The sequence below is a fragment of the Streptomyces sp. NBC_00080 genome, from assembly GCF_045041255.1.
GTDB lineage: Bacteria > Actinomycetota > Actinomycetes > Streptomycetales > Streptomycetaceae > Streptomyces > Streptomyces coriariae.
The window spans coordinates 8,518,185-8,533,874 of record NZ_CP108235.1 but is presented as its reverse complement, the minus strand read 5'-3'; the positions used below and the strand labels follow the sequence as shown (position 1 = coordinate 8,533,874).

The window sequence follows — 15,690 nt, the reverse complement described above, 5'->3', positions numbered from 1 at the left end:
GGTCAGGCGCCGACGTAGTCCGCGAGGTGTTCGCCGGTGAGGGTGGACCGGGCGGCGACGAGATCGGCGGGGGTGCCCTCGAAGACGATCCGGCCGCCGTCGTGACCCGCGCCGGGACCGAGGTCGATGATCCAGTCGGCGTGCGCCATCACCGCCGGGTGGTGCTCGACGACGATGACCGACTTGCCGGCGTCGACGAGCCGGTCGAGCAGGCCGAGCAACTGCTCGACGTCGGCGAGGTGCAGGCCGGTGGTCGGCTCGTCCAGTACGTAGACGCCGCCCTTCTCGCCCATGTGGGTGGCCAGCTTCAGCCGCTGCCGCTCGCCGCCGGACAGCGTGGTGAGCGGCTGGCCGAGGCTGAGGTAGCCGAGCCCGACGTCGGCGAGACGGCCCAGGATGCGGTGCGCGGCCGGCGTGCTCGCCTCACCGGTGCCGAAGAATTCCTCGGCCTCGCTCACCGACATCGCCAGCACCTCACTGATGTCACGGCCGCCGAGGTGGTACTCGAGGACCGCGGCCTGGTACCGCTTCCCCTCGCACTCCTCGCAGGTGGTGGCCACACTCGCCATCATCGCCAGGTCGGTGTAGACGACGCCGGCGCCGTTGCAGGTGGGGCAGGCGCCCTCGGAGTTGGCGCTGAACAGCGCCGGTTTCACGCCGTTGACCTTCGCGAACGCCTTGCGGATCGGGTCGAGCAGGCCGGTGTACGTCGCCGGATTGCTGCGTCGGGAGCCGCGGATCGCGCCCTGGTCGACCGACACCACGCCCTCTCCGGCCGGGATCGACCCGTGCACGAGCGAGCTCTTGCCGGAGCCCGCCACACCGGTGACCACACAGAGCACCCCGAGCGGAATACCGACGTCGACATTGCGCAGGTTGTGCGCCGTCGCGCCGCGGACCTCCAGCGTGCCGGTGGGCTTGCGCACGGTCTCCTTGACTGCGGCCCGGTCGTCGAGATGACGGCCGGTGATGGTGTCGCCGGACCGCAGGCCTTCGACGGTGCCCTCGAAACAGACGGTGCCGCCCGCCGTGCCGGCCCCGGGGCCGAGATCGACGACGTGGTCGGCGATCGCGATGGTCTGCGGCTTGTGCTCCACGACGAGCACCGTGTTGCCCTTGTCCCGCAGCCGCAGCAGCAGGTCGTTCATCCGGCTGATGTCGTGCGGGTGCAGGCCCGTGGTGGGCTCGTCGAAGACGTACGTGACATCGGTGAGCGAGGAGCCGAGGTGGCGGATCATCTTGACGCGCTGCGCCTCACCGCCGGACAGCGTGCCCGACGGCCGGTCGAGCGAGAGGTAGCCGAGACCGATCTCCACGAACGACTCGAGGGTGTGCTGGAGCGCGGTGAGCAGCGGCGCCACCGACGGCTCGTCGAGGCCGCGCACCCATGCGGCCAGGTCGCTGATCTGCATCGCACAGGCGTCGGCGATGCTGATCTCGCCGATCTTCGAGGACCGGGCGCCCTCGCTGAGCCGGGTGCCGTCGCACTCGGGACAGACGGTGAACGTCATGGCCCGCTCCACGAACGCCCGGATGTGCGGCTGGAGCGCGTCGATGTCCTTGGCGAGCATCGACTTCTGGATCTTCGGGATCAGCCCCTCGTACGTCAGGTTGATGCCGTCGACCTTGATCTTCGTCGGCTCCTTGTGCAGGAGGTCGTGCAGCTCCTTCTTGGTGAACCTGCGGATCGGCTTGTCCGGGTCGAAGAATCCGCAGCCGCCGAAGATACGGCCGTACCAGCCGTCCATGCTGTAGCCGGGGATGGTGAGCGCGCCCTCGTTGAGCGACTTGCTGTCGTCGTAGAGCTGGGTGAGGTCGATGTCGGAGACCGTGCCGCGGCCCTCGCAGCGGACACACATGCCGCCGGTACGGGAGTAGGTCGCCTTCACCGTCTTCTTGGTGCCGCGCTCGACGGTGATCCCGCCGCTCGCCCGGACCGAGGCGGTGTTGAAGGAGTACGCGGTGGGCGGCCCGATGTGCGGCCGGCCGAGCCTGCTGAAGAGAATGCGCAGCATCGCGTTGGCGTCCGTCGCCGTGCCGACGGTGGAGCGGGGGTCGGACCCCATCCGCTGCTGGTCGACGATGATCGCGGTCGTCAGCCCTTCGAGCACGTCGACCTCGGGGCGGGCCAGCGTCGGCATGAAGCCCTGGACGAACGCGCTGTAGGTCTCGTTGATCAGCCGCTGCGACTCCGCGGCGATCGTGTCGAACACCAGTGAGCTCTTGCCCGAGCCGGAGACGCCGGTGAACACCGTCAGCCGGCGCTTCGGGATCTCGATGCTGACGTCCTTGAGATTGTTCTCGCTGGCGCCGTGCACGCGGATCAGACCGTGACTGTCGGCGATGTGCTGCGCAGGCGGCGCGTCCGTCTTCTTGGCCATGCTCATCGTCTCTCCATCTGCTGCTCGCGACCGCCTTCGCGGGGTCGGGCGTCGCCTGGCCCGATCTGACCGACGCAACGCTATCCGTGACCCGATGACCGGCGCTTCTCGAATCCTGATCGGTTCGGTCGCGTTCAGGTTCGGACAGGGGGCGGACAGTATGCGACAACGCGCGGCGCGGGCGGGCCGGAGGCGATGGGATGGCCTGATTCGTCGTGCGGGATGAGGTGGAAGATGGCCGATGTGATGCGGGCTGAACCAGCGCGGCGCGCGGACACGGGGGCAGCCGCGGGAGCGGGCACCGCGAAACGGAGCGTGAAGCAGAAGGCCGGGCAGAACGTGAAGCAGAAGGTCCGGCAGAAACGGTGCGGCTGCGGAGCGTCCCCGGCGGACGGGGCGGTCGGCGGGGCCGAGGAAAGGTTCCGGGGGTTGCTGGAGGCGGCGCCGGACGCCATGGTCATCGTCGACGACTCCGGCATCATCAGGCTCGTCAACGCCCAGACCGAGGCCCTGTTCGGGCACGGCCGCGAGGAACTGCTCGGCCAGCCGGTCGAGCTGCTCATCCCGCACCGGTTCCACGGCCAGCACACCGCGCACCGGAGCGGGTACACGGCCAACCGCCAGGTGCGTCCGATGGGCGCCGGGCTGGAACTGCACGGGCTGCGCAAGGACGGCACGGAGTTCCCCGTCGAGATCAGCCTGAGCCCGCTGGAGACGGCGGACGGGCTCCTGGTGTCGGCGGCCGTGCGCGACGTCAGCGACCGCAAGGCGGCCGAGGCGCGCATCAACGAGCTCGCGGCGCTCGTGGAGTCGTCGCAGGACGCGATCCTCGCCCACACCCTCGACGGGTACATCACCTACTGGAACGCGGCCGCGCAGCGCCTGTACGGCTACACGGCCGAGGAGGCCATCGGCCGGCACATCTCGCTGCTGGCTCCGCCGGAGCTGCGGGACGAGATCCGCGAGCTGCTCCAGCGGCTGCGGCACGCCGAGAAGGTCGAGCACTACGAGACGCTGCGGATGACCAGCACCGGGGCGCTGCGCGACGTGGACGTCACGCTGTGGCCGACCCGGGACGCCCACGGCGCCGTGGTCGGGGCGTGCGCGATCGTGCGGGACATCAGCGACCGCAAGCGCGCGGAGGCCGAGCTCAAAGCCCTGTACGAACAGCAGCGGCACATCGCCCTGACGCTCCAGCGCAGTCTGATGGGCACGCCGCCCGCCCTGCCCGGTCTGGCCACCGCGAGTCGCTACCGGCCCGCCACCCAGGGCGCCGGCGTGGGTGGCGACTGGTTCGACCTGATCCCGCTGGGCGCCGACCGGGTGGGGGTGCTGATAGGCGATGTGATGGGCCGCGGGCTGGAAGCGGCCGCCGTGATGGGCCAGTTGCGGTCGGCCGCGCACGCGCTGGCCAAGACCGGTATGCAGCCCCGGCAGCTGATGCAGGCGCTGGACACCTGCGTCGGAGACCTCGACGTGCCCGACCAGCTCGTCACCTGCTGCTATCTGGTGATCGCCCCGGACGCGGGCACGGTGACGGTGTGCTCGGCGGGACATCTGCCGGTACTGGTCGCCGGGGTGGCCGAGGGCGTCAACGCCCTGCCCTGTCCGGTCAACGCTCCGCTCGGCGTGGGCGACATCCTGTACGAGCAGTCCAGTTCGGAGATAGCGCCCGGAGCCACCCTGGTGCTCTACACGGACGGCCTGATCGAGACGCCGGGCAGCGACATCGAGGTACGGATCGGCGAACTGACCCTGCTGCTGAACAAGTTGTTCGTCGGAACACCTTGCCTGGAGGCCGCGGCCGACCATGTCCTCGCCGGTCTGCTGCCGGACGCCGACGGCCACAACGACGACGTGACCCTGCTGCTCGCGCAGCTGCCGGCCGCGCCCCTGGCCGCCGTCACCACGCACTTCCCGGCCGCCCCGGCCTCCGTGCCGGAAGGACGGGCCTTTCTGCACAAGGCGCTGACCTCGTGGAACTGTACGGAACGGGCCGACGACGCGCTCCTGCTGCTGTCGGAGACGCTGACGAACGCCGTGCAGCACTCCGAGGGCCCGATCGGCCTGCATCTGCACCGCACCGCCACCGACCTCACGGTCGAGGTCAGCGACCCCAGCCCGCAACTCCCCCAGCCGCGGGTGGCGGTCGAGGAGGCGGAGTCGGGCCGCGGTCTGATCCTGGTCCGTGCCCTCGCCGCCGCATGGGGGGTGCGGCCGACGGACGAGGGCAAGACGACCTGGTTCACGCTGAAGCTGTGAGCCCCCGGGACGGGCCGCCGCAGGCGAGCGCGAAGGCGTCCAGGTGCGCCTGGACGTACGGCACTGCCACCGCCCGGAGTTCCAGCTCGCCGTCGACGAAGGCGGGCTGGACGTTGACCTCGAAGACGACCCCGCCGTTCTCCGCGGCCAGGTCGACACCGGCGAAGGGGAGCCCGACCGAGGCGGTGGCAGCGACGGCGAGTTCGGCGAGCCGGGGCTGGAGGTCCTGCGGGGCGATGTGGACGGCGGTGGCGCCCTGGCAGGTGTTGCACGGGGTGTCGGTCTCCGGCTGGAGGTGCTCGCGGGCGTGCACGACACGGTCGCCCAGGACGAAGACACGGAACTGGTGGCGGCGGCCGTCGGCGGTGAAGTTGGCCGCGTCCCGGGAGAGCAGCCAGTCGGTGCCGCGCTCGGCGTAGTAGGCGGCGGCGAGTTCCAGTTGGGCGGGGTCGGTGACGTGGAAGGTGTCGTTGCCGCCGGTGCCGACGACGGGCCGGGCCCAGGTGTCGCGGCCGAGCCGGTCGAACGCGTCGGCCGCCTCCCGCGGGGAGGGCCGCGACAGCACGGCGGTCTCCATCTGGGCGACACCGTCCCGGACGAAGCGTTCGACGGTGAGGTTCTTCTCGGTCGCGGTCCGCCAGGCGTCGGGTCCGGCGGCCAGGGTCACCACGTCGTGGGTCTCCAGCAGCTCCTGGAAGCCGGCGAGGGCCTGCCGGTGGTGCGGCGGGATCTCGTAGAGCAGGACGACGTCGGGTACGAAGTCCAGCCGCTCCTCGGGGACCCGGAGCCGTAACCGGCCTCCGTCACGGACGCCGTGGCCGGATCCGCCGGTCGCGAAGTGCCGGGAGTCGACCCGGACGGGCGGGGCGCCGGTGAGCAGTTCCACGGCGTCGGCGAGATACTCGCGGCAGCCCTCGGGCGAGGTGGGGTCGGCGATCAGGGCGATGCACGGTCGGGACACAGCGGCCTCCAGCGGCTCTCGACGCGCGCTCGTACCGCGAACGGGCCCTCACACGGCACGAGCGGTGTCACGGATGGTGTCTGTCGCGCGGGTCGTCGTCGCGCCCGTCGCCCTTCGGAGCCGCTCCGGTGCCCGGAGCCGCCCGGGCCCGGACGCGTGCCGGGCGGGGACGAGGACGACGGTCGACCACGGGGGGTGGGACTCGCCCCGCCGGATCCGCGTGCAGGGCTGGCCGACCACTGTAAGCACCGGGCGGGACGCCGTACCAGGGCGCACGACGGCCCGCCCGCTGCCCCTCCCCCTGCGCCGTCCGCCCCGGTCCGTGCGCCCTGGCCGGTCCGCGCCGGCCCGCCGTCTCACCCGTCCCAGGTCCAGTCGGCGACCTCGGGAAGGTCGGTGCCGTGGACGCGGATCCGGTCGTGGTGGCGCAGTCGCGCGTCCTCCATCCGCCGCCGTACGCCGGCGGCACGCACGGCGAGGCCGGGGACCCGGTCGATGACACGTGGGCGTGCAGCGTCCTGAGCTCGTCGTCGGTGAGCCGGGCGGACGTCGCCTGCGGTTCGACGGGCATCTCGGGTTCCCTTCCGGGTCGGGTCGCTCGGAGGTGCGTGCCGGTCCGCACGTCCCCACCCTCTCCGGCCGCCGGGTACCCGGCAGAGTCGAACGAGCCGTACGGAGCCGCGAAGCCGTCCTTACGAGGGGCGCGGCCCCGGCCGTGTCCGCGGGTCCGGCCCGGCCACGCACTCCCCCGGAGGGCACCCGCAGCCGCGTCGGCGGGGTCGCCCACGTGCACCGGGTACGCGGGCGACCCCGCGCCCCGCGATCACACGCACGGACGCCGCGAACCCTGCCCTCCGGGCGGACGACGCCCCTGTGCGGAGACGGCCTGGGGCCCCTGTCGCGCCCGGGCGGCGTCGAGGCCTTCGACATGGGCCACGTTCTGCCGGTCCTCGGTGTCCCCGCCCGACTCGGCGGCGAACCATGCGTCGAGGATCTCCTTGAGCAGCGGCTCCGAGGTGAGGCGGAGGCTGAGGGCGAGGACGTTGGCGTCGTTCCAGCGGCGGGCGCCGTCGGCGGTGTAGGCGTCGGCGCACAGGGCGGCCCGGACGCCGGGCACCTTGTTCGCGGCGATCGACGCGCCGGTGCCGGTCCAGCAGCACACCACCGCCTGCTCCGAGGTCCCGTCGGCCACGTCCCGGGCCGCCACCGCCGAGCACACCGCCCACCGAGGGTCGTCGCCGGGCCGCAGCGCGCCGTGCGGCACCACGTCGTGCCCTCGGCCGCGCAGCTCCGCGACGAGGGCGCGGGCCACTGGTTCGTCCATGTCCGAGGAGACGGAGATCCGCATGCCGCAGAGCCTACTGAGGAACCGGCCCGGGGGCACGGCCTGAGGAGTTCGTCGCCTCGCCGTGCGGAGCCGGTGCCGATCGGACCAGGACCGCCAGCGGCCCCGCACGGATATGGACGCCGCCGTCGGCGTCGGTCTAGGGTTTGGGGAAAGCGCTTTCTAGCATGGTCATGCCACTGCCCTAGCCGTCACTGCCCGGACCAGGAGCGTAGATGCCGACCACCGCACCGCAGGACCCCTCGCAGCCGTGGACCCGAAAGGGGTTCCTGCGGGGCATGACGGCCGTCGGGCTGGCCCCGCTGCTGCCCGCGGCCGCGCACTCCGCGTCGGCGGCCACCCGTCCCGGATTCGACCTGGTGCGGGACGGCGTGGCGGTGGACGTGTTCGTGGACGCGGCCGACCACCCCGCCGTGATCCGCGCGGCCGGGGACCTCCGGGCCGACGTGGAACGGGTCTGCGGGGTACGGCCCGGGTTACGGCACACCCTGCCGGAACGGTCCACGGCGCTGGTCCTGGTGGGCACCCTCGGCGCGAGTCCGGTCATCGACCGGCTCGCGGCACAGGGACGGCTGGACGTCCGGCGGGTGAAGGGGCACTGGGAGGCCTCGGTGACCCAGGTGGTGGAGCACCCGGCACCCGGCGTGGACCGCGCGCTGGTGATCGCGGGCAGCGACCGGCGCGGCACGGTCTACGGGATCTACGACACCTCGGAACGCATCGGCGTCTCACCCTGGTACTGGTGGGCCGACGTACCGGTGGAGCAGCGTGACGCCGTCTCCGTGCCCGCGGGCCCCTTCGAACGGCGCGAGCCGTCGGTCCGCTACCGGGGTGTCTTCATCAACGACGAGCAGAACCTGACCACTTGGTCACAGCGCACCCAGGAGCCGGACAAGAACATCGGCCCGAAGACGTACCAGCGCCTGTTCGAGCTGCTGCTGCGGCTGAAGGCCAACTACCTGTGGCCGGCGATGCACCCGTACTCCGACTTCTTCAACAAGTACCGGGAGAACCCCGAACTCGCCGACCACTACGGCGTCGTCGTCGGCTCCAGCCACCCGGAGGCCCTGCTGCGCAACGGCGTCCACGAGTGGGCGCCGTGGGCCGAGGAGCACCGCGGCGCCGACGGCGGACTGCCGGCGTACGACTACACGGTGAACCCCGCCGTCATCTCCGACTACTGGAGAGCCCGGGCCCGGGAGAACGCGGCGTACGAGAGCAGTTGGACCCTCGGCATGCGCGGCCTGCACGACACCGCGCTGGAGACCAAGTACGCCACCACGATCGCGGAGAAGGTCGTGGTGATGAACGACATCATCGCCGACCAGCGCCGGATCCTGGCCGAGGAGGTCGGCGCGGCGGCTCAGCCACAGATCTTCATCCCGTACAAGGAGGTCCTGGACCTGTACAACGCGGGCGTCCAGGTCCCGGACGACGTCACGCTGATCTGGCCGGACGACAACCACGGCAACATGCGCCAGCTGCCGGACGACGCGGAACGCGCCCGGTCCGGCGGCAACGGGATCTACTACCACCTCTCCTACTGGGGCCGTCCGCGCAGCTATCTGTGGCTCGACACCACGCAGCTCACCAAGGTCTGGCAGGAGCTGCGCCGGGTGTACGAGCACGGTGCGGACCGGATGTGGATCTTCAACGTCGGTGACCTCAAGTCGATCGAGACCGGACTGTCCTTCTCCCTGGACATGGCCTGGGACGTGGACCGGTGGCACGCCGACGACGTCGCGGGCTTCCTCGCGCAGTGGTACGGACGGCAGTTCGGGCTCCCGCACGCCCAGGAGATCGCCTCGATCCGCACCGAGTACTACCGGCTCGCGGCCGAGCGGCGCCCGGAGTTCATCGACCGGAACATGTTCTCCGTCGTGCATCACGGGGACGAGGCCGGACGCCGCATGGCCGCGTACGACCGTCTGCTCGAACGGGCCGTGACGCTGGGAACCGGGCTCCCCCAGGCGTACCGGGACGCCTACTACGAGCTCGTCCAATATCCGGTGCACGGGGCGTACTTGATGAACCTCAAGTACTACTGGGCGGACCGCAACGCCCTCGCGGTACGTCAGGGCCGCGGCGCCGGAGCCAACGTCCTCGCGGACCTCGCCGAAGCGGCGCACACCCAGGAGGCGGCGCTCACCAGGCGGTACAACACGGAGGTCGCGGGCGGGAAGTGGGACGGTTACGTCAACCCCTATCCCTCACAGATCCCGAAGGCGCCGGGCCGCCCGGCCGTCACCAGGATCCCCCGGCAGGAGACCTCGGGTCTGGGGGTGGCCTCCGAGGGGAACGAGATCGGCACGCAACGGCCACTGGCCTTCTCGGCCGTCACCCGGGACCGGCGCTTCGTCGATGTCTTCAACACCGGCTTCCTCCCGGTCGACTGGGCCGCGGAGGCCGAACACCCCTGGGTCCGCCTGAGCGCGGCGGGCGGCACGCTCACCGAACAGACCCGGGTGTGGGTCGGGATCGACTGGGCGCGGGCACCCGAGGGCACGCACGACGTCACGGTCGCGTTCACGAGTGGCGCCCTGCGTTTCGAGGTGCCCCTGAAGGTCGTCAACGACGGGGGCCGAGCGCGCCGGCGTGCCCGCGGGTTCGTCGAGGCCAACGGCTACGTGTCGATCGACGCCGTGCACACCGAGCGCCGGGTGGCACGCGGCCGGGCCCGCTGGCGGACCGTGCGAGGCCTCGGACGCCGTACCGCCGCGGTGGAGGCGGTACCGTCCACGGCGGCCCCGATCACCGCCGACTTCGCCGCTCGCGCACCGGAGTTGAGGTACCGGGTGCGGTTCGACAGCACCGGCACCTTCCCCGTGACGGTCTTCCGGCTGCCCTCGCTCGACGAGCGCGGAGCGCGGCGGCTGGCCGTCGCCCTCGACGACCGGCCGCCGACCGTCCTGTCGGGGCAGGCCGTCGCCACCGGCAACCGCGGCGACGCCTGGGCGCGCAACGTGGAGGAGGGCGTCGAGAAGCTGACCGCGACCATCACGGTCACCGCGCCCGGCGAGCATGTCCTGCGGGTGTTCATGGTCGACCCGGGGACCGCCGTGGACCAGATCGTCGTCGACACCGGCGGACTGCCGGCCGGCGCCTATCTCGCACCCCCGGAGAGCTATCACCCGGTGTTCAACCCCGAGCCGGACGCCGGGACGGATGCCCGGCCGGGCCTGGACGCGCCGAGCCGGTAGGCGAGCCGGTCGCGGCGATGTTCGCGCTGCACACGCCGACAACGCCAACTCCGCCGGCCTGGTCCGCGGCCCGTGGACACCCCTGGACGAGGCGCCCGAACTCGCCGCCGTGACCGCCGAGTTGCTGACGACGGCCGGAGCGTCGCGGTGGGCACCGGCAAGGAGGTGCTGGGGCATCCGGCCACCGCGGTCGCCTTGGCCGCCGACAGGCTCGCCTCCTTCGGCGCCGCGCCGGAGCCGGGCCGCCTGGTCCTGCCCGGCACGATGACCGGGGCGCCGTCCGTCGAGGCCGGCCGGCACGTCGAGGCGCGCTTCGGCGGTCTCGGGGCGGTGTCGGTGACGTTCGCCTGATCCGCGGCATCCGGGCCCGGCGGCGAACCCCGGTGCGGTCAGGGGGTCGGGATGCCCGCCGGACGGTGGGGCCGGGCCGGACGGTCGAAGCGGGCCGGGACGCCCGGTGAGTACAGGACGCTCACCGGTTCCCCCACCGGCTCCGGCAGGCCCGCCGCCGTCACCAGGTCCTCCTCGCACTCCACGAGCTCGGCCCGGTGCAGCGGCCAGCGCGGATGGGCGTTGGGCAGGTACATCGACCGGCCGAAGAAGGCGCTGTGCATGCCCCAGCGCGCGGTCAGGAAGTGCTCCGACGCGGTCGGTTCCCCGATCCGTTCACCCACCCGCACGGTGAGCCGGCTGCTCGCCCCGCGCGGGCCGGGCCAGCGGCGGCGGCTGGTGTACGTGACGGTGTCGGCGTCGGCGTCGATCGCCATACGGGACCACACGTAGGGCATCCGGAACCCGATCCGGCCCACCGCGACCGGCAGCAGCCGGGAGGCGTCGAGCGACCGGAAGACCACACCCCGGCGACCGTGCTCGTCCACCGAGTAGAGGCGGACGTTCGTCTCGGGAAAGGACCCCAGGTAGGGAACGCCCGGGAGACGCAACCAGCCGACGCGATGCATCCGGAACGCGACCAGCCCGACGTAGGTCACACCGTCCAGCGTGTCCGGGACGGTCCCCGGCGGCAGCAGCCCGGCCACGTCGGCCGGGTCCGCGGCCCAGTGCACGAAGGTGAGGTCGAGCCAGGACTGGGTGAGCAGGGGCCGCGCTATCGCGTCCGGTGCGTCGGGTGTTATCGGATGCGGGGGAACCAGGGCCCGCGGCTGCGGTGTCGACGGCACGGCGCCAGTATCGCAGAGGCCCCGCCCGGGGGCGGGTTGCGGGCCGGGCTCGGCCGGGCGGCGACGGGTCTCGGCGGTGGGTGGGTCCCGGTGGGTGATGCCGGTGGGGTCGTGGGTGGGGCGCCGGGTGGTGCTGTGGTCGAGGCCACGGTCGGGGCGGGGACTCGGGCATGTCGTCCGGCGGGGGTCGCGGGCTACGGTTGCGGAGCTTCCCGTTCTTCTCGCCGCACACCCCGGACGGCTCCGTGCTCGCAGATCTCTCCCCCGTCATCGCCGCCACCACCGAATGGCTGACCCGCGCCTACCCGGCGAGCGGCGGCGCGCTCGCCTCCGCCCTGTGCGAGGCGCAGGCCCGGCAGGCGGTGACCGTCGCGGCCTGGCTGCGCTATCCGACCGTCACGGACGCCGCTCTGCTCGGCATCGCGGGCCCGGGCGGCTCGGCCCGGCTCGACCGGATCAGCGGCGCGGACCCGGACACCGGCCGGGACACGGACGACGCGGCCTGGCGGAGCTGGGTGGACGAGGTCGTGGCGAGCTGGGCGGCCTGTCTGCTCGCCGATCCGGGACTGGCCGCGGGCGCGGTGGCCGGGCTCGCCGGCGGCGACCACACCCGTGGGACGGCGCCGGACTTCCGGCGTCTGGTCGCACCCGACCGGCGCGACCGGCAGGCGGCGGCGCTGCTGCGCCACCCCGACCTCCTCGCCTCCGTGGCCGGCCTCCATCACACACAGCTCCTCGGCCGCCTCGGCCGGGGCCCGGCGCTCATCGCCTGACGGCCACCGGGGCCGGCTCAGTCGGCCCTGCCGCGGCCGGTCAGCGCGTCGCGCATGCGGTCGATCATCCCGACGCCGGGGGCCAGCATCTTGTTCGCCGGGGGCTTGTCCGGGGCGGCCGGGTGCGGACGGGTCGGGGCCGTCTTCTTCGCCTTGCGTACCTTGTCGCCGAGGTCGTCGAGGGTGTCCGCCGGACACACCGCGCGCAGCCTCGGGAACAGGTTCTGCTCCTCGTCGGCCACATGCTCGCGGATCTCGCGCATGAGCATGCCGATGAGCCGGTCGAACTCGGGGTCGTCCGCCCGACAGCCCTCCAGGTCCTTCATGAGCTGTTCGGCCCGCGCGTGGTCCTCGAGTTCCTTGTCGGCCAGGGCCTCGCCGCCGGGTACGTGCTCACGCACCGCCGGGTAGAGGTACGCCTCCTCGGCCACCGAATGCCGGACCAGCTCCATCGTGGCCTGGTCCGCGTACAGCTTGCGGTCCTTGGCACCGGACGGCAGTGCCTCGATCCGGCCGAAGAACTCCTCGACCTCGTGGTGATCGGTCACCAGCTCGTCGATCACGTTCCCACCATGACCCATGTCCCACACCTCCAGCCTGGCACGACGGCCCCGGACCGGAGCCGTCCCGCCCCGAGTGCCCGACCTCGACAGATCGATGCGACAGATCGACACGACACGCCGTACGGCCCGTCCCGGACCGGGGCCGGCAGCGGCCCGTCAGCGGGACAGGCGGACGTTCAGCCGGGCGGCCTGGCGGGTCAGGTGGTCGCGCTCGGCGAGGTTGGGTGCCTTCCGGGCCGCCTCGACGTACAGCCGCGCCGCCGTCGTCAGGTCGCCGTCGCGTTCGTGGAGGTACGCCGCCACCGCGGTGTGGCGGGGCAGCGAGTCGTCCAGCGCCGCGAGCGCCGCCAGCCCGGCGCGCGGCCCGTCGGCCTCACCGACGGCCACCGCACGGTTGAGCCGGACGACCGGGTTGTCGGTCAGGCCCGCCAGCTCGTCGTACCACTCGACGATCTGCACCCAGTCGGTCTCCCCGGCGGTGGGCGCGTCGGCGTGCAGCGCCGCGATCGCGGCCTGGGCCTGGAACTCGCCCAGCCGGTCGCGGGCGAGCGCCGCCTGGAGGATCACGACGCCCTCGGCGATCGCCCGGGTGTCCCACCGGCCGCGGTCCTGCTCGGCGAGCGGCACCAGGCTCCCGTCGGGCGCGGTCCGGGCGGCGCGCCGGGCGTGGTGGAGCAGCATGAGGGCGAGCAGCCCCGCCACCTCGGGGTGGTCGATCGCCGCCGCGAGCTGCCGGGTGAGCCGGATGGCCTCGGCGGCGAGGTCGACGTCACCGGAGTAGCCCTCGTTGAAGACCAGGTAGAGGACGCGCAGCACGGTGGCGACGTCGCCGGGCTGGTCGAACCGCACGCCGGAGACGGTTCGCTTGGCCCGGCTGATGCGCTGCGCCATGGTCGCCTCGGGCACCAGGTAGGCCTGCGCGATCTGGCGGGTGGTCAGCCCGCCGACGGCGCGCAGCGTGAGCGCGACCGCGGACGACGGCGTCAGCGACGGGTGGGCGCACAGGAAGTAGAGCTGGAGCGTGTCGTCCGCCGCGGGCGCGGGCCCGGGCACCGGCTCCTCGTCGACGAGGTCCTCGCGCCTGCGGCGGGCTGCGTCCGCCCGGGTCGCGTCGAGGAAGCGGCGCCAGGCGACCGTGATCAGCCAGCCCTTCGCGTCCCGCGGCGGGTCGGCCGGCCATACGCGGACCGCCTCGACCAGCGCGTCCTGCACGGCGTCCTCGGCCGCCGCGAAGTCGGCTCCGCGGCGGACGAGGATCCCGAGCACGCTCGGCGTGAGGCTCCGGATCAGGATCTCGTTCACTTCAGAGTGCACTCGGTGACCGTGGGGTGCGCGCCCAGGAACGGGCGCAACTCGAGCCACTCGTGGATCGGCTCCCCGCCCTTCCCGGGCGCGGCCGACAGTTCCCCGGCCAGCTCGACGGCGCGCTCGTAGCTGTCGACGTCGATCACCATCCAGCCGGCGATGAGGTCCTTGGTCTCGGCGAACGGGCCGTCGGTGACCGGCGGGCGGCCCTCGCCGTCGTACCGGACGAACGAACCCTCGGCGGCGAGCGCCTGGCTGTCGACGAACTCGCCGGTCTCCTCCAGCCGGGCCGCGAAGTCGTTCATGTACTGCACGTGGGCCGAGATCTCCTCCGGCGTCCACTGGTCCATCGGCACGTCGTTGACCGAAGCCGGGGCGCCGCGATAGTGCTTGAGCAGCAAGTACTTTGCCATCGTCGTTCTCCTCGGTGCGGGTGCGGCCCATTGTGGTCGCTTCCACCACGGGGACGGAGCCGGCCACGGGTTCTCGACATCGTCCGCGGAAGTTTTTTCGGCTCCGGTGGACGACCCCGGTGGGGACCCGCCCGCTCCGCCGGCATCTGGTAGCCGCCCGGGATATCGGGGATGCTCGAAGGGAACGCGGAACACGCCCGATCCTGGGATCGTGACACCGACCTGAGGAAACGGGGGTCACAGGCTCCTTTGTCAGTCTCATCAGGAGGTACCCATGAAGATGCTGATCAACGTTGCGGAGACCGTGGTCGCGGACGCGCTGCGTGGAATGGCGGCCGCCCATCCCGAGCTGACCGTCGATGTCGAGAACCGGGTGGTCGTGCGGCGGGACGCTCCGGTGGCGGGCAGGGTGGCGCTGGTGTCCGGCGGCGGCTCGGGGCACGAGCCGCTGCACGGTGGGTTCGTCGGGCCCGGAATGCTCTCGGCGGCCTGCCCGGGTGAGGTGTTCACCTCGCCGGTGCCGGATCAGATGGTGCGTGCCGCGGCGGCCGTCGACAGCGGGGCGGGTGTGCTGTTCATCGTCAAGAACTACACGGGCGATGTGCTCAACTTCGACATGGCCGCCGAGCTGGCCGAGGACGAGGGCATCCAGATCGCGAAGGTCCTGGTCGACGACGACGTCGCCGTGACCGACAGCCTCTACACGGCCGGGCGGCGCGGCACGGGCGCGACCCTGTTCGTGGAGAAGATCGCGGGTGCGGCCGCCGAGGAGGGGCAGCCGCTGGAGCAGGTCGAGGCGGTCGCCCGGCAGGTCAACGAGAACTCCCGCAGCTTCGGCGTGGCGCTCAGCGCGTGCACCACACCGGCCAAGGGCAGCCCGACCTTCGATCTGCCGGCCGGCGAGCTGGAGCTGGGCGTCGGCATCCACGGGGAGCCCGGACGGGAGCGGCGGGCGATGATGACGTCCGGCGAGATCGCCGACTTCGCGATCCACGCGATCCTGGACGACATGACGCCCCGCAATCCGGTGCTCCTCCTGGTCAACGGCATGGGCGCGACACCCCTGCTGGAGCTGTACGGCTTCAACGCCGAGGTGCACCGCCTGCTGGCCCAGCGCGGGGTGGCGGTCGCCCGTACGCTCGTGGGCAACTACGTGACGTCCCTCGACATGGCCGGCGCCTCGGTGACCCTGTGCCAGGTGGACGAGGAACTGCTGCGCCTGTGGGACGCGCCGGTGAAGACCCCCGGGCTGCGCTGGGGTGTGTGAGGCAGGGAGAGAAACACCGGGACAGGCGCCCCGACCGTACCG

12 protein-coding genes and 1 pseudogene are annotated in these 15,690 nt (G+C 72.4%); 5 read left to right on the top strand and 8 right to left on the bottom strand.

Going from position 1 to position 15,690, the window contains the following annotated elements:
* Positions 1-2 precede the first annotated feature (2 nt).
* On the bottom strand, positions 3-2,387 hold the full coding sequence (locus OHU34_RS38145) for an excinuclease ABC subunit UvrA (protein WP_142268830.1): 2,385 nt from the start codon (positions 2,385-2,387) through the stop codon (positions 3-5).
* 309 nt (positions 2,388-2,696) lie between these two features.
* On the opposite strand from OHU34_RS38145, the gene OHU34_RS38140 reads away from it, so the two are divergent.
* Positions 2,697-4,643, top strand: coding sequence for a PAS domain S-box protein (locus OHU34_RS38140; protein WP_405770695.1), 1,947 nt, complete (start codon positions 2,697-2,699; stop codon positions 4,641-4,643).
* On the opposite strand, the gene OHU34_RS38135 is transcribed toward OHU34_RS38140, so the two are convergent.
* From OHU34_RS38135 to OHU34_RS38125, 3 genes and pseudogenes are all read right to left on the bottom strand, one after another.
* Entirely contained in the window at positions 4,627-5,604 is a 978-nt protein-coding gene (locus OHU34_RS38135) for a RimK family alpha-L-glutamate ligase (protein WP_142268832.1), read from the bottom strand. The two genes, OHU34_RS38140 and OHU34_RS38135, sit on opposite strands and share 17 nt — an antisense overlap.
* A 356-nt stretch (positions 5,605-5,960) precedes the next feature.
* Positions 5,961-6,104: pseudogene (locus tag OHU34_RS38130) on the bottom strand (hypothetical protein); the annotation flags it as partial.
* A gap of 323 nt (positions 6,105-6,427) precedes the next feature.
* Complete coding sequence (locus OHU34_RS38125) at positions 6,428-6,952, bottom strand: RpiB/LacA/LacB family sugar-phosphate isomerase (protein WP_235034701.1); 525 nt, start codon at positions 6,950-6,952, stop codon at positions 6,428-6,430.
* A gap of 212 nt (positions 6,953-7,164) precedes the next feature.
* Here OHU34_RS38125 and OHU34_RS38120 point away from each other — a divergent pair, with 212 nt between their 5' ends.
* Positions 7,165-10,149: a glycosyl hydrolase 115 family protein gene (locus tag OHU34_RS38120; protein WP_142268833.1), complete on the top strand. Its 2,985-nt coding sequence runs from the start codon at positions 7,165-7,167 to the stop codon at positions 10,147-10,149.
* Positions 10,150-10,296: 147 nt separating this feature from the next.
* Positions 10,297-10,500, top strand: a complete 204-nt coding sequence (locus OHU34_RS38115; RefSeq protein WP_200840016.1) for a hypothetical protein — start codon at positions 10,297-10,299, stop codon at positions 10,498-10,500.
* A gap of 38 nt (positions 10,501-10,538) precedes the next feature.
* On the opposite strand, the gene OHU34_RS38110 is transcribed toward OHU34_RS38115, so the two are convergent.
* Positions 10,539-11,327: a YqjF family protein gene (locus OHU34_RS38110; protein WP_142268834.1), complete on the bottom strand. Its 789-nt coding sequence runs from the start codon at positions 11,325-11,327 to the stop codon at positions 10,539-10,541.
* A gap of 245 nt (positions 11,328-11,572) precedes the next feature.
* On the opposite strand from OHU34_RS38110, the gene OHU34_RS38105 reads away from it, so the two are divergent.
* Complete coding sequence (locus tag OHU34_RS38105) at positions 11,573-12,100, top strand: hypothetical protein (RefSeq protein ID WP_405772499.1); 528 nt, start codon at positions 11,573-11,575, stop codon at positions 12,098-12,100.
* A gap of 17 nt (positions 12,101-12,117) precedes the next feature.
* On the opposite strand, the gene OHU34_RS38100 is transcribed toward OHU34_RS38105, so the two are convergent.
* From OHU34_RS38100 to OHU34_RS38090, 3 genes are all read right to left on the bottom strand, one after another.
* Positions 12,118-12,681: a hemerythrin domain-containing protein gene (locus tag OHU34_RS38100; protein ID WP_405770689.1), complete on the bottom strand. Its 564-nt coding sequence runs from the start codon at positions 12,679-12,681 to the stop codon at positions 12,118-12,120.
* Between the two features lie 138 nt (positions 12,682-12,819).
* Positions 12,820-13,965, bottom strand: a complete 1,146-nt coding sequence (locus tag OHU34_RS38095) for an RNA polymerase sigma factor (protein ID WP_142268836.1) — start codon at positions 13,963-13,965, stop codon at positions 12,820-12,822.
* Positions 13,962-14,381 carry a YciI family protein gene (locus OHU34_RS38090; RefSeq protein ID WP_054240770.1) on the bottom strand — a complete coding sequence of 140 codons (420 nt, stop codon included), beginning with the start codon at positions 14,379-14,381 and terminating at the stop codon, positions 13,962-13,964. The genes OHU34_RS38095 and OHU34_RS38090 overlap by 4 nt, the downstream gene beginning before the upstream one ends.
* A gap of 274 nt (positions 14,382-14,655) precedes the next feature.
* Here OHU34_RS38090 and dhaK point away from each other — a divergent pair, with 274 nt between their 5' ends.
* A complete protein-coding gene (dhaK, locus tag OHU34_RS38085) occupies positions 14,656-15,648 on the top strand; it encodes a dihydroxyacetone kinase subunit DhaK (protein WP_142268837.1) in 993 nt (330 codons plus the stop codon).
* Positions 15,649-15,690 lie beyond the last annotated feature (42 nt).

What these genes read in the sequence shown, in the direction of transcription:
- OHU34_RS38145 (WP_142268830.1), bottom strand. Translation starts at nt 2,387, where the DNA reads ATGAGCATGGCCAAGAAGACGGACGCGCCGCCTGCGCAGCACATCGCC.
- OHU34_RS38125 (WP_235034701.1), bottom strand. Translation starts at nt 6,952, where the DNA reads ATGCGGATCTCCGTCTCCTCGGACATGGACGAACCAGTGGCCCGCGCC.
- OHU34_RS38120 (WP_142268833.1), top strand. Translation starts at nt 7,165, where the DNA reads ATGCCGACCACCGCACCGCAGGACCCCTCGCAGCCGTGGACCCGAAAG.
- OHU34_RS38100 (WP_405770689.1), bottom strand. Translation starts at nt 12,681, where the DNA reads ATGGGTCATGGTGGGAACGTGATCGACGAGCTGGTGACCGATCACCAC.
- OHU34_RS38090 (WP_054240770.1), bottom strand. Translation starts at nt 14,381, where the DNA reads ATGGCAAAGTACTTGCTGCTCAAGCACTATCGCGGCGCCCCGGCTTCG.
- dhaK (WP_142268837.1), top strand. Translation starts at nt 14,656, where the DNA reads ATGAAGATGCTGATCAACGTTGCGGAGACCGTGGTCGCGGACGCGCTG.